Source organism: Nisaea sp. (assembly GCF_039990255.1).
Lineage (GTDB): Bacteria > Pseudomonadota > Alphaproteobacteria > Thalassobaculales > Thalassobaculaceae > Nisaea.
In genome coordinates, this window is sequence record NZ_JBDXGG010000004.1 from 591321 (window position 1) to 605849 (window position 14529).

Consider the following 14529-nt stretch of genomic DNA (forward strand, 5'->3'; position numbering starts at 1 on the left):
GTCAGGCCGGGGTGGTCGACCGGTCGAGAGCGTATCCGGCAGAGCGAACCGTACGGATAAGGTCGGACTCGGCTTCGATATTGATGGCCTTGCGCAGACGGCGGATATGCACGTCGACGGTACGCGGCTCGACATAGATGTCGGGACCCCATACGCGATCCAGCAACTGCTCACGGGAAAACACCCGGCCCGGATGCTCAAGGAAATAGCGCAGAAGCCGGAACTCGGTCGGGCCGAGATGGATCTCCCGGTTGTTCCGACGCACCTTGTGGGATGCCAGATCCATTTCGAGATCTTCGAACTCCAGGGTCTCGGCATCGCTTGCCGGCCGTGTCCGGCGCAGCACGGCGCGGATGCGGGCGATCAGCTCGCTCGGGCTGAAAGGTTTGGTGATATAATCGTCCGCGCCTGCATTGAGGCCACGGATCCGGTCACCCTCATCGCCGCGCGCTGTCAGCATGATCACCGGCACGCCCTTTGTTTCGGGCGTCCGGCGCAGTCTGCGGCAGACCTCGACACCGGAGAGAAGCGGCAACATCCAGTCCAGCAGGATCAGATCGGGGGTTTTCTCCATGGCCAGCAGTATGGCTTCTTCGCCATCGCCCGCTTCAAGGACTTCGAACCCTTCCCGCTCAAGGTTGTATCGCAGCAGAGTGACGATAGGGGCTTCGTCCTCCACGATCAGGATTTTGGGACTCATCATGTTCATAGGACACTAACTCTCGATATGAACGCTTATTCGGGCATCGTCACGACGTAGCTGGCATCCTCGCCTTTGGGGCGGTCGGCCTGCATTTTCGTGCCTTTGATCTGGAAATGCACGGTCTCGGCGATGTTGGTTGCGTGATCGCCCATGCGTTCCAAATTCTTTGCGATGAATAGGAGATGGGTGGATGCTGTGATGTTCCGCGGATCCTCCATCATGTAAGTCAAAAGTTCGCGGAACAGGCTCGTGTAAAGCTCGTCGATATCCTCGTCCCGATGCCAGGCAGCCACTGCAAGCTCAAGATTGTCATCCGTATAGGCGTCCAGCACGTCCTTGATCAGGGACTGCACAAGACCGCCGATCCGCAGGATGCCGTTGGCCGGTGGAATTTCGGGAAGGCTGCTCAGCACAACGGCCCGCTTACCAATATTCGCAGCGTAATCGCCAATACGCTCAAGATCGCTGACGATTTTCAGGCTGGCAACGACGGTACGTAGGTCCCCGCCGAGCGGCTGACGCAACGCCAGAAGCCGGAGACTCATAGCCTCGACTTCGGACTCCAGCTCATCAATCCGTCCGTCCGCCTCGCGCACTCGCTGGGCTAAAGTCTGGTCCCGTCGGTGCACGGCGCGCACGGCCGATTCACATTGACTCTCAACCAGCCCGCCCATCTGGGCAATCTTGGCTTTCAGAGCCTCAAGTTCTTCGCCGAACGAACTGACTATGTGGTTGTTTCCATCCATGGCTTTAAAATCTGAGGCCTCTTAGCCGAACCGACCGGTAATGTAGCCCTGCGTGCGGGAGTCGTTCGGGTTTGTGAAGATCTGCTCGGTATCGCCAACCTCAACCAGTTCACCCAGATGGAAGAAGGCAGTACGCTGGGAAACCCGAGCGGCCTGCTGCATGGAGTGGGTCACGATTACGATGGTGTAGTTCTCGCGCAGCTCGTCGATAAGTTCTTCGATCTTCGCAGTCGCGATCGGATCAAGGGCCGAGCAGGGCTCGTCCATCAGGATCACTTCCGGATTGACCGCAATTGCGCGGGCAATGCAGAGACGCTGCTGTTGGCCGCCTGATAGGCCAGTACCGGGCTCCAGCAGACGATCTTTCACTTCGCCGAAGAGACCTGCCTTAGTGAGGCTGGATTCGACGATCTCATCGATGTCGGCCTTGCTCTGTGCCGTGCCGTGAATGCGCGGACCATAGGCGACATTGTCGTAGATCGATTTCGGGAACGGGTTCGGTTTCTGGAACACCATACCGACGCGGGCGCGGAGCTGCACCGGGTCGAGACTGGAGTCATATATATCCTCATCGTCGAGGGTGATCTTGCCTTCGACGCGGCAGATATCGATGACGTCGTTCATCCGGTTGAGGCAGCGCAAAAAGGTAGATTTGCCGCAACCGGACGGTCCGATCAGTGCTGTAACCTCGTTTGATTTGATGTCCAGGTCGACATCCATCAAGGCCTGCTTCTCACCATAGAAGACCTTGACCTTGTCGCCCTTCATCTTCGGCTTGGCATTCGGTGCCGGGGAGGCATCGGACTTAGCCATCTTTTTCTTATCGCTCATGGAATTACCTCTACCAGCGCCGCTCGAACTTCTTGCGAAGCATGACGGCCAAAATGTTCATGAAAATAAGGAACGCAAGCAGCACCATGATGGCGGCGGACGTCCGCTCTACAAAGGCGCGCTCGGGGCTGTCCGCCCAGAGATAGATCTGCACCGGCAGCACGGTTGCCGGATCTGTGAAGCCGCCGGGGACGTCGACGATAAAGGCGATCATGCCAATCATCAGCAGCGGTGCGGTCTCGCCCAGCGCCTGGGCCATGCCGATGATGGTGCCGGTCAGGATACCGGGCATAGCCAACGGCAACACATGATGGGTCACTACCTGCAATGGCGATGCACCAAGCCCGAGTGCCGCTTCGCGGATAGAGGGCGGCACTGCTTTCAGAGCGGAGCGGGATGCAATGATAATGGTCGGCAATGTCATCAGTGCCAGCACCATGCCGCCGACCAGCGGGGCGGAGCGGGGGAAGCCGAAGAAATTCAGGAACATCGCGAGACCTAGCAGACCGAACACGATGGACGGCACCGCTGCGAGGTTGTTGATGTTCACCTCGATCAAGTCGGTCCATTTGTTTTTCGGCGCGAATTCCTCAAGATAAATCGCCGCCATCACTCCGATGGGGAAGGACAGAAGCAGCGTGATCACCAAGGTCAGCAAGGAACCTGTCACCGCGCCAAGGATTCCCGCTTCTTCCGGCTCGCGGCTGTCTGCGTTCGTAAAGAAATCGGTATTGAAGCGCGTTTCAATGCGATCGTTCGAGTCCAGCTTATCGTACCAGGTGAGCTCGGTATTGGTGACCCGGCGGTTGCTTTCCTCAAGAGTGCGATCGACATAGCCCTTGGTCAGCATGTCGATGTCGTCGGATGCCTTGACCCAGAGGTCGAAAGTCTGCCCTACCAAAGCCGGGTCTTCGATCACCATATCCCGCAAGACAAAACCGGCATTCGGCGAGACGAAGTTATACAGCTTCCGTTTGTCTTTTCGGCCGGTGACCTCCGGAAAGTTATCGCGCAGGTTCTTCTTGATCAGTCCGCCATAATCGGCGGTTTTGAGCTGGGCTACGTCTCCCGTGCCGGCTGGATCGAGATATTCCGGATCGAACGAGATATTCAGCTTGATGTATGTCTGCAGGAAAGCGCTATAGCCCGTTCCGGAGATGCTTCCGACGAGGAATACCAGCATCAGACCGGCGGCAATAATGCTGCCCAGACCGTACATCCGGAAACGGCGTTCCGCTGCGTAGCGCTTTTTCAGCCGGTCTTCGGAAAGAGTCGGCCGGCGGATCTCGGTACCTGATTTCGAATTCATGATCGCGTCAGTCATATTTTTCCCGATATTTCCGGACCACCCGCAGGGCGACCACATTCAGACCGAGGGTGACGAAGAACAGCACAAGACCGAGGGCGAAGGCCGCGAGCGTCTTGGCAGAGTCGAATTCCTGATCGCCGACCAGCAAGGTGACGATCTGCACCGTCACCGTGGTGACGGCTTCAAACGGGTTCGCTGTCAGGTTCGAGGCGAGGCCGGCGGCCATCACCACGATCATGGTCTCGCCGATAGCGCGGGAGACGGCCAGCAGAAAAGCGCCGACGATGCCGGGAAGGGCGGCCGGAATAATCACATGCCGGATGGTCTCGGACTTTGTTGCGCCAAGTCCGTATGAGCCGTCGCGCAGCGATTGCGGTACCGAGTTGATGACGTCGTCCGAAAGCGACGAGACGAAAGGAATGATCATAATGCCCATGACCAGGCCTGCCGCAAGCGCGCTTTCCGATGAAACATCGAGCCCAACACCCTCGCCCCAGCCGCGGATCAGCGGCGCGACTGTCAGAGCGGCGAAGAAGCCGTAGACGACAGTCGGAATACCGGCCAGCACTTCCAGCATCGGCTTGGCAATAGCGCGGAATTTGGGATTTGCATATTCCGCCATGTAGATCGCGGAGAGCAGACCGATCGGACCCGCGACCAGCATCGCGATCAGAGTGATCAGCATCGTCCCGGCGAAAAGTGGGACGGCGCCGAAGCTGCCGGAGGCACCGACCTGCTCGGCGCGGATTGCCGTCTGCGGGCTCCAGTGAATGCCGAACAGGAAGTCGAAGAAGGGGACGCGGGCGAAGAACCGGATGCTTTCGAAGATCAGCGACATGACGATGCCGACGGTCGTCAGGATCGCGATCATGGAGCAGATAATCAGCAGCCCGCGAATGATTTTCTCGACCGCATTACGCGCCCGGAATTTGCGGCTGATCTGGGAGCGGGCCCAGGCGAGACCAAGCAATGCGATGCAGACGACGCTGGCGACCATGGACCAGAAGCCGATGGATTGCAGCGCCAGATAGCGTTCGGTGGCGGCGACGATAGCCGGGCTGGCCTCACGGCTGACTGCGTTGCCGCTGGAGAGGTTCCGGATATCTGTCAGCATCAGTGAGTATTCGTCCGCATTTTGCGGCATGATCGACGCATCAAGGCCCGACATCACCATGTGATCGACGATCTGCGGCTGGACGATTAGCCAGATCGCCAGCAGAAGTATCGCGGGCAACCCGCAACCGAGCGCCACGAACATTCCGTAGTAGCTTGGCAGTGAGTGTAGGATACGGACATCTCCCGACGCGGCGAAAACGGATCTGGCCCGGCCGACCGCGTAGCCGGCAACCGACAGTCCGATGACAACCAGAATAAGAAAGAAGCTGTTCATAGTGCCCCGCCGGCGGAGGTTGCTATTGGCCGTGGCTGGAGGTGCCGGGCCGAATAAATGCCTGTTTTTATGGATCCACGGTTTCGTGCGGGTCCATAAAGACAGGGGAGAGGCGGCAGACCGCCTCTCCCGTGACCAATTACATGGTCAGGTTGGTCTTGTTGGCAGCGGCCGCGCGATACTTTTCGCGGTCGGCTCCCGGCAGCGGGATCAAGCCCTTGTCGGTCAGATATCCTTCATCGCCGATGGCTTTTTCGCTGGTGAACTCAGCGACATACTCCTGAATGCCCGGAACCACACCGATATGCGCGGATTTCACATAAAAGTACAGGGAGCGGGAAATGCCATATTCACCGGAAGCGATGTTTTCAAAGGTCGGCTGTTTGCCGGCAACGGTCGCGCCTTTGATCTTGTCACTATTCTGGTCGAGGAAGCTGAAGCCGAAGATGCCCATCGCGACCGGATTGGCCTGCAGCTTCTGAACGATCAGGTTGTCGTTCTCGCCAGCCTCAATGAATTTGCCGTCTTCGCGCATGGTATCGGAAATCGCGCGGAAGGCTCTTTTGTCTTTTTTGCGCAGGGCTTTCAGGTCCGGGAAGGACTTGGCGCCAGGGCGCATGGCCAGTTCGACGAAAGCGTCGCGGGTACCGGACGTCGGCGGCGGGCCGAGCACTTCGATCGGCTCGTTCGGCAGTGATGAATCGATTTCGGACCAGTTGTTAAACGGGTTCTTGACCAGTTTACCGTCAACAGGAACTTCGGCGGCGAGCGCCAGGAAGATCTGCTGTTTAGTCAGGTTGAATTCCGGTCCGCTCTTGGAGTTGCCGATGACGATGCCGTCAAAACCGATCTTCACTTCAACGATGTCGGCAACGCCGTTCTTGGCGCAAAGCTCGACCTCGGACTTCTTGATCCGGCGCGAAGCGTTGGTGATGTCCGGATGCTGGACGCCAACACCGGAGCAGAACAGCTTCAGACCGCCACCGGAGCCGGTGCTCTCGACGACTGGCGTCTTGAAGCCACTGGTCTTGCCGAACGTTTCTGCAACGGTCGTGGAGAACGGGAATACGGTCGAGGACCCGACGATACGGATCTGGTCGCGGGCTTCTGCGGCAGCTGTAACAGCGATAACGCCGGCGAGAGCGAGCGGGATAGCCTTGATAATTGAGTTCCTAAGCACGATTTTGCCTCCGGGACAAAGGAGTGTGATCGATCAGGCCCGGCACATTGCAGGCCGGGTCGCCCCGTTACCTACGCCTGTCAGGAGTCCTAAATACTACGAATATGTGAAGGTTTTATTTCAACCGGCGGCGAAAGGTTGCGCCTTTGTGACGGCAGGTGCCTTGCATGGAATATAGGCCGTGAAAGTGCTGCCTTCGCCGACCTTGCTGTCGATCGTGAGGGCGCCGCGGTGGCGGCTGATAATGTGCTTCACGATGGCCAGGCCGAGGCCGGTTCCGCCCATTTCCCGAGAGCGAGCGGTGTCCACACGATAGAAGCGTTCGGTCAGGCGCGGGATGTGTTCCCTCGGGATGCCCTCGCCCTCGTCGGATACCTGGATCGCGACGAGATTCTCAGCCTGCAGGCTGATCGATGCGGGCAGGTCTCCGGCAATTTCGGCCCGGATGGTTACGACACTTTGGTCGCGGCCATATTTGATCGCGTTTTCCAGAAGGTTTTGCAGTACCTGGGAGATTTCATCACTGTTGGCGATGAGGGTCGGAAGATCGGGATGGATATCGAGGACGATGCCGATTCCGCGTCGTGCCGCAGTGAGCTCCGCGGCCGCGGTCAGATGCTCTGCCAGCGGACGTAGCGCCACTTCTTCATTCGGAGCCGTATGCTCGGCTGTCTCGATCCGGGAGAGTGACAGCAGGTCCGTCACCAGCCGGGTCATGCGGCTGGTCTGTTGCTCCATGATCTCAAGAAACCGCTCATGCGCGTCCAGATCGTCCCGTGCCGGCCCGCGCAAGGTCTCGATAAAGCCATGCAGGGTCGCCAGCGGTGTTCGTAGCTCATGGCTGACATTGGCGACGAAATCGACGCGCATGCTTTCGATCCGTCGGATTTCGGTCAGGTCCCGGAAAATAACCAAGGCCGAGCGTTGCTCGTCCTGCTCGTCGGGGAGGGCTTCTATCCGGACAGTAAAAACCTGATGCACAGGATCCGAGATAGAGATCTCCACCATCCGGTGCCCGCCTTGGGCAAGTACAGCGTTGCCGGCCTCAAGCAAAGCGGGGTCCCGAGCGACATGGGAGAGCTCGCGCCCCATGACGCGGCCGCCAAAACGGTCCCGGGCAGCCTTGTTCATACTTTGAACGCGGCCTTTGGCGTTCAGGAAAATCAGCGGATCAGGGATGTTGTCTATGATCGAGACATGGCGCTCATTCAACGCCTGAAGTTGTGTCCGTCGGTCAGCCGTCACCCGGAACAGGCGGGTCAGTGCGGCGGCGAGTTCCGAGGTTTCCCCAATCCCGTCAGCGATATTGTCCAGCACGTCGCCAGCCTTCGAGGCACGTTCGGGCGCACTGGACCCTGCACGGCGCTGGATATGGCGCTTAATGGCGTCCAGCAGGCTGTAATGCCGCCGCACGATCCCCATAGCCACCATCAATGACACGATCCAGGCGCCTACGGCATGCCATGGCTCGACGGCGTCCAGGGCTGTAATCCCGCCGAGTGCGATTGCGGCTGGCATCGAGACGACCAAACCGCCACGGAACACATCCCAAAGCGGCAGGGCTGCGGGACTGTCGTTCTTGGCTGTGGAATCCGTATCGATCGGCTGTTCGCTCATCGGTTTTTATCAATTGGCGGTTCTGGGACGGCTGGCCAGCATTCTTGCGCATTGAACGCAATCTCTAGCGCCTGTCGTATGACAGTTTCTATCATACGGGTCGGAAAATACGGACCCCAGACTAAAATAGGCTGAAAAATGCAAAAATAGAGGCCTTTCGCGCCAATTATGGCGCGAAAGGCGGATCAATGTGGAGAAAGGTCTAGTCTCCGATGGCCGTATGGGCAGCGATGGCCGCGGCGTTGACCAGGTCAGTGACGGTCGCGCTCATCTGGACGATCTGAACCGGCTTCTCTAGTCCGACCAGCATCGGCCCGATGACGGCGGCGCCGCTCATCGACTGCAACATCTTGTAGGTGATGTTGGCGGAATGCAGGGCTGGCATGACCAGAACATTGGCCGGGCCGGTAAGACGACAGAACGGATAGTTCCGCTTCATTGCCTCGTAATCGAGGGCGATATCCGCAGACATTTCGCCGTCATATTCGAAATCGACACCACGCGCGTCGAGGATGGCGACCGCATCGCGGATCCGCACGGCCTTCTCGCGCGGCGGATAGCCGAAGTTCGAGAATGAGAGCAGTGCGACACGCGGTGTATGACCAAAGGAACGGGCATGCTCCGCAGTCTGCACCGCGATATCTGCAAGTTCTTCAGCGCTTGGCAGCTCGTTCACGTTGGTGTCGCTGATGAAGATCGTGCGACCCCGATTGATGACGATGGAATAGGTCATCAGCTGCTGACCCGGCTTCGGATCGAGCACGCGGGTGACATATTCGTGGGTCACGCCGAAATTCCGCGTCAGGCCGGTCACCATCGCCTCCGCATGCCCGGAGGCAACCATGCAGGCGCCGAACACATTACGGTCTTGGTGGACCATGCGCTGGCAGTCGCGCTGGATATGCCCTTTGCGCTGCAGGCGCTTATAGAGCATCTCCGTATAGGCTTCGTTGTGTTCCGAGAGTTTGGCGTTGTTGATCTCCAGCGTCTCGGCGCCCTTGATGCCGAGCTCGGTGATCTTCTCTTTGATCACATCTTCCCGGCCGACCAGCACCGGAATGCCGTAGCCGCCATTCCGGAATGTGACGGCGGCGCGGATCACCCGCTCCTCTTCACCCTCGGCGAAGACGACGCGCTTCGGATTGGCACGGATGCGGTCGAAAATGACCTGCAGGCTTGAGGACGTCGGATCGAGCCGTGCACCGAGCTCGGCCCGGTAGGCGTCCATGTCTGCAATCGGGTTGCGGGCAACGCCGGTATCCATCGCTGCCTGGGCCACGGCGGAGGACACCTTGACGATCAGGCGCGGATCGAACGGAGCGGGAATGATGTAGCCCTCACCGTAATGCAACGTACGGCCGTAGGCTTTGCCGACCTCGTCCGGCACATCCTCGCGGGCAAGTTCCGCCAGTGCGTTTGCGGCGGCGATCTTCATCTCGTCATTGATCTCGCTCGCTCTGACATCGAGGGCGCCACGGAAGATGTAGGGGAAGCCGAGCACGTTGTTGACCTGGTTCGGATAGTCAGACCTGCCGGTGGCGACGATGGCGTCTGAGCGGACGGCGGCAACGTCTTCGGGGGTGATTTCCGGGTCCGGGTTGGCCATTGCGAAGATGATTGGCCGGTCGGCCATGTCTTTCACCATGTCCTGGGTCATGGCGTCCTTCGCGGAGAGGCCGCAGAAAATGTCCGCGCCCTTGATCGCTTCGGCAAGCGTGCGCATCGGGGTGTCGACGGCATGCTTCGATTTCCACTGGTTCATGCCGCCCTCGCGGCCTTGGTAGATCACGCCGCGGCTGTCGCACAGGATGACGTTCTCGTCCTTCATACCCATGGATTTGAGCAGTTCGACGCAGGCAATGGCAGCGGAACCGGCGCCGTTCACCACCATCTTGGAGTTTTCGAGCGAGCGGCCGGTCAGGTCCAGTGCGTTAATCATCCCGGCGGCGGTGATGATCGCTGTGCCATGCTGGTCGTCGTGAAAGACGGGGATGTCCATCAACTCTTTCAGGCGCTGCTCGATGATGAAGCAGTCCGGGGCCTTGATGTCTTCGAGGTTGATGCCGCCGAAGGTCTTGCCGAGGAAGCGGACGGAATTCACGAATTCCTCGACATCCTTGGTATCGACCTCAAGATCGAAACCATCGATGTCGGCGAACCGCTTGAACAGCACCGCCTTGCCTTCCATCACCGGCTTTGCGGCTTGTGCGCCAATATCGCCGAGGCCGAGCACTGCAGTGCCGTTCGAGATGACGGCGACGATATTGCCTTTGGCCGTGTATTCGTAGGCCTTGCTCTCGTCCTTGTTGATCGCAAGGCACGGGTAGGCTACGCCCGGAGAGTAGGCGAGGGCCAGATCGCGCTGCGTCGTCAGATTTTTGGTCGCGGCGATTTCGAGTTTACCGGGGCGGCCGGAGGCATGAAATTCAAGTGCTTCAGTCTCAAGCATGCGCTTCGCATCATCCATGACGCTTCCCCCAAGAGCTTTGTTTTTTGGCAGACCGCCATCGGTCCGCGCAGGACATTTTGAACCCCGATTACTGAACGATAGGCCCGGCTTATGCCACGGGTAATTTCATATCATGGGAAGACGTTCCATAAATGTAGGAAAACAGGTGTCGTTCGGCATTGGAAGTTGCCTCGAACGTCGTGTTATGGTCGCCGCCTTTTCCCGAAATCATCCGACCTTAGCGACTTTTTGGCAGTGAACACGATCTCTACAGCAAATCCGCAGACAGGGGACGGGCAGACTGCCACCTCTGGGGCTGCCTCGCATGACCGCACGGCGGCAACGCCGATGTTCCAGCAATATTTTGCGGTCAAGGATGCTCATCCGGACGCTCTCCTATTCTACCGGATGGGAGATTTCTACGAGATGTTCTTCGAGGATGCCGAAGCTGCGGCGGCCGCGCTCGATATTACGTTAACGAAACGAGGGCAGCATGGCGGCGAGCCGATTCCGATGTGCGGCGTGCCGTATCATGCTGCGGAAGGATATCTGGCGCGCCTGATCCGCAAGGGCTACCGGGTTGCTATTTGCGAGCAGACGGAAGACCCGTCGGAAGCAAAAAAACGCGGGGCAAAATCGGTGGTGAAGCGGGACGTGGTGCGCGTGGTCACGCCCGGAACTATCACCGAAGACGCTCTGCTTGATGCCCGCAGCAACAATTATCTCGCAGCCCTGGCTATGGCGCAGGGTGGCCTTGGGCTGGCCTGGATCGATGTGTCGACGGGCGACTTTCATGCCCAGCCGGTGGCGATGAACGGCCTTGGCGCGGCTCTTGCCCGGGTCGGCCCCAGCGAGCTGCTGGTTCCTGACACACTGATGGAGCCGTCAAGCAGTCTCGGCAACGCTCTTGAAGACTGGCGCGCGGCGGCAGTACCCCAGCCTGCCAGCCGGTTCGACAGCGAGAATGGGCGCAAACGGCTCGAGGCACTGTTCGAAGTCTCGTCACTTGAAGGCTTCGGAGCCTTTGAAAGGGCTGAATTGGCGGCAGCCGGTGCCCTGGTCGATTATCTGGAGCTGACTCAGATCGGCTCCATGCCGCGCCTGCTGCCGCCGCGCCGCTGGCAGGCTGGCGGCCTTGTCGAGATTGATGCTTCGACAAGGCGGAACCTTGAGATTCTGCGGACCCTTAGTGGCGAGAAGCGTGGCGCGCTGCTGAATGTCATAGACCGCACGGTGACAGGTGCCGGTGGGCGCTTGCTGGCCCAGCGTCTTTCCGCGCCGGTGACGGATGTCGGGGAAATTGGCCGCCGTCTCGATGCAGTGGCGCATTTCCGCGAAGGTGAACGGCTGCGCGGAGAGATCCGCGAGACACTGAGGGCTTTGCCGGACGTGGAGCGCGCGCTTTCCCGTGTCGCGCTTGGGCGAGGCGGTCCGCGCGATCTAGCGGCGATCCGTGATGGCTTGGCCGGAACCGGCCCGCTGCGAGATCAGTTGGCCCGAGCCGATACTATGGCGGGCGGCTTGACCGGCGACGCGGGTGGTGCGCCCGAGGAGGCGCGGACGATCTTCGAGGAGCTCGGCTATCACGAGGTGCTGGTCGACCGGTTGACCCGGGCCTTGGCGGCCGAGTTGCCGCTGCTTGCCCGCGACGGCGGATTCATCGCGTCCGGCTACGCGCCTGAGCTGGACCGGCTGCGCTCCCTGCGGGACGAGAGCAGGCGTCTGATTGCCGGTCTGCAAGCCCGTTACGCAGCCGAAACAGGAGTCAGTGCACTGAAGATCAAGCACAACAATGTGCTTGGGTATTTCATCGAAGTCACGGCGGCGCATGGCGAGAAGCTGATAGGCCGGGAGAATTTCATTCACCGCCAGACCATGGCGAATGCCGTGCGGTTCAGCACCGTGGAACTGGGTGAGCTGGAACGTGATTTGTCTCAGGCGGCTGACAAGGCCGTCGCGCTGGAGCAGGGGCATTTCAACGAGTTGGTCGAGGCGATCCTAGCTGAAGCGGCACCGATTTCGCTGGCGGCTGCAGCGCTGGCCCGGCTTGATGTGGCGACCGCGCTGGCGGAGCTTGCCGTCGAGCGCCGTTATTGCCGTCCCGAGGTGGATGGCTCTGTCGCCTTTGAGATCCGTGGCGGACGGCATCCGGTGGTCGAGGCACTCAACCCCGGAGACAGCGGGTTTGTCCCGAACGATTGCGTGCTTGAAGATGCGCAGCGCCTCTGGCTCATCACTGGCCCGAACATGGCCGGTAAAAGTACATTTCTGCGCCAGAATGCCCTGATTGCCCTGATGGCGCAGGCCGGGTCCTTCGTCCCGGCGGAAGCCGCTCATATCGGTGTTGTCGACCGTCTGTTCAGCCGGGTGGGTGCTGCTGATGATCTCGCCCGTGGCCGCTCCACCTTCATGGTCGAGATGGTTGAAACAGCCACCATTCTCAATCAGGCGACGGAGCGTTCGCTGGTCATTCTCGACGAAATTGGCAGGGGCACGGCGACTTTTGACGGCTTGTCCATTGCCTGGGCGACGGTTGAACATCTGCACGAAATCAGCCGGGCGCGGGCTCTTTTCGCGACCCACTATCATGAGCTGACGGGCCTTGAAGCGAAGCTCGGCAGCCTTTCCTGCCACACCATGCGCATCAAGGAATGGAACGACGATGTCGTCTTCCTGCATGAGGTGGTACCCGGTGCGGCGGACCGTTCTTACGGCATCCATGTTGCCAAACTGGCTGGTTTGCCGCCGGCGGTGGTCGCGCGGGCGGAGGAAGTGCTGAAGCTTTTGGAACAAAGCAAGGCGTCGAGTACCGCTTCCAGCCTCGCCGAGGAGTTGCCGTTGTTTCAGGCAATGGCGCCGGCAAAGCCTCAGGCGCAGAAACGGGTCAGCCCGTTGGAAGCGCGACTCTCGGAGATCCGCCCGGACGACCTCACGCCGCGTGAGGCGCTCGACCTGCTGTACGAGCTGATTTCGTTACGAGAGCAGAAGAATTAGACGATATTACGTTCCAGAACCAGGGCGCCGCTTTCGAACCGCTCGAAGCAGAAGCGGGACAGGTCAATGGTTCTGAATGCGCCCGAGATCAGTAGTTCCGCCATCGCCCGGCCAACGGCCGGAGCCTGTTGCAGGCCATGGCCGGAAAAACCGTTGGCGAAATAGAAATTCACAAGCGCGGGGTGGGCGCCGACAATACCGTTCTGATCGACACTGTTGTAATCGTAATATCCGGCCCACGCCCCGGACAGCTTGATCGCTTCAAAGGCTGATATCCTGTGTGCGAGGGTCGGCCAGATCACTTCCTCGAACCAGTGATAATCGACATCCAGGTCGTTCGTGTCCCCGTCCTGATCCTGATCTGCAGGGGGTGAAACCCCGCAGATATACCCGCCGCTCTCGGGCCGGACATAAACGCCGGTCGGGTCGATCAGCAGAGGTATCGCCGGGTCCAGCGGCTCACGGCAATCGAAGACGAAGACATTGCGTTTGCGGGGGGAGACCGGCAGCGCGACACCTGCCAGAGCCGCGACCTTGCCTGCATTTGCGCCCGCTGCATTAACAACGATGCCCGCTGCAATGCGTTGCCCATCTCCGAGGATAACCGCCGCGATGTGGCTGTAATTATGCTCCAGAGCGATGACTTCGCCCGCGAGATATTGAACCCCGAGGCTGCGGGCCTTGCGCTTGAAAGCCTGCATCAGGGTGTTCGGGTCTATCCAGCCCTCGCCTTTACGACCGAATGCGGCGCCGACAATGCCGTCAAGATTGAGCCAGGGGAATTGTTTCTCAAGTGAAACAAGATCAAGCAGATCAATTTCGCATCCGTGGCGAGCCTGCTCCTCGTGGTTCTGGCGAAGAATCTCCTGCCCGTCCGGTCCTGCAAGGAACAGATAGCCGCCCTCTCGGAAGCCGGGGTCAGGGCATTCACCATCAACGGACAGATATTCCGGGAGGTTGGTCACAAAATGATGTCCGAAAAGGCCGATCTCGATGTTTTCGGGGTTGGAGAATTGCTGGCGGATGCCGCCAGCGGAGCGCGGCGTTGATGCGCTCTCGTATGTCGGGTCTCGCTCGATCACGGTAATAGTGCTGGGTCCCGAAGGGTTGGAGGCAAGAAAATATGCGATCGCGCTGCCGATCACGCCGCCTCCGATGATGATGACATCGCTGTTTTGGTGACCTGCCAAGGCGCTGCACTCCGGGGAATCAGGGTAACAAACCATGTTCCTCATATCCCTCAGCACTTCGCGCGTCCAGCCTGTGTCAAACCACCGCTGGACATGGCGCGGCCAGACAAAGTGCACTAA

10 protein-coding genes are annotated in these 14529 nt (G+C 59.5%); 1 reads left to right on the forward strand and 9 read right to left on the reverse strand.

Going from position 1 to position 14529, the window contains the following annotated elements:
* Position 1: 1 nt before the first annotated feature.
* The 8 genes from phoB to ABJ076_RS03585 form a co-directional block, all read right to left on the reverse strand.
* Positions 2-709 carry a phosphate regulon transcriptional regulator PhoB gene (gene phoB / locus ABJ076_RS03550; protein WP_348186271.1) on the reverse strand — a complete coding sequence of 236 codons (708 nt, stop codon included), beginning with the start codon at positions 707-709 and terminating at the stop codon, positions 2-4.
* Positions 710-735: 26 nt separating this feature from the next.
* A complete protein-coding gene (phoU, locus tag ABJ076_RS03555; protein WP_348186269.1) occupies positions 736-1449 on the reverse strand; it encodes a phosphate signaling complex protein PhoU in 714 nt (237 codons plus the stop codon).
* A 21-nt stretch (positions 1450-1470) separates the two neighbouring features.
* Complete coding sequence (pstB, locus tag ABJ076_RS03560) at positions 1471-2262, reverse strand: phosphate ABC transporter ATP-binding protein PstB (protein WP_348186976.1); 792 nt, start codon at positions 2260-2262, stop codon at positions 1471-1473.
* A gap of 28 nt (positions 2263-2290) precedes the next feature.
* Complete coding sequence (gene pstA / locus ABJ076_RS03565) at positions 2291-3589, reverse strand: phosphate ABC transporter permease PstA (RefSeq protein ID WP_348186974.1); 1299 nt, start codon at positions 3587-3589, stop codon at positions 2291-2293.
* Between the two features lie 7 nt (positions 3590-3596).
* A complete protein-coding gene (pstC, locus tag ABJ076_RS03570; protein WP_348186267.1) occupies positions 3597-4979 on the reverse strand; it encodes a phosphate ABC transporter permease subunit PstC in 1383 nt (460 codons plus the stop codon).
* Positions 4980-5118: 139 nt separating this feature from the next.
* Positions 5119-6159: a substrate-binding domain-containing protein gene (locus tag ABJ076_RS03575; protein WP_348186265.1), complete on the reverse strand. Its 1041-nt coding sequence runs from the start codon at positions 6157-6159 to the stop codon at positions 5119-5121.
* 120 nt (positions 6160-6279) lie between these two features.
* Entirely contained in the window at positions 6280-7776 is a 1497-nt protein-coding gene (locus tag ABJ076_RS03580; protein WP_348186263.1) for an ATP-binding protein, read from the reverse strand.
* A 202-nt stretch (positions 7777-7978) separates the two neighbouring features.
* Entirely contained in the window at positions 7979-10243 is a 2265-nt protein-coding gene (locus ABJ076_RS03585) for an NADP-dependent malic enzyme (protein WP_348186261.1), read from the reverse strand.
* A gap of 330 nt (positions 10244-10573) precedes the next feature.
* Between ABJ076_RS03585 and mutS the strand changes: the two genes are divergently transcribed.
* A complete protein-coding gene (gene mutS, locus ABJ076_RS03590) occupies positions 10574-13219 on the forward strand; it encodes a DNA mismatch repair protein MutS (protein WP_348186972.1) in 2646 nt (881 codons plus the stop codon).
* Here mutS and ABJ076_RS03595 read toward each other — a convergent pair.
* Positions 13216-14409 (reverse strand): FAD-binding oxidoreductase, encoded by a 1194-nt coding sequence (locus ABJ076_RS03595; RefSeq protein WP_348186259.1) that lies wholly within the window; start codon positions 14407-14409, stop codon positions 13216-13218. The two genes, mutS and ABJ076_RS03595, sit on opposite strands and share 4 nt — an antisense overlap.
* Positions 14410-14529: the final 120 nt, after the last annotated feature.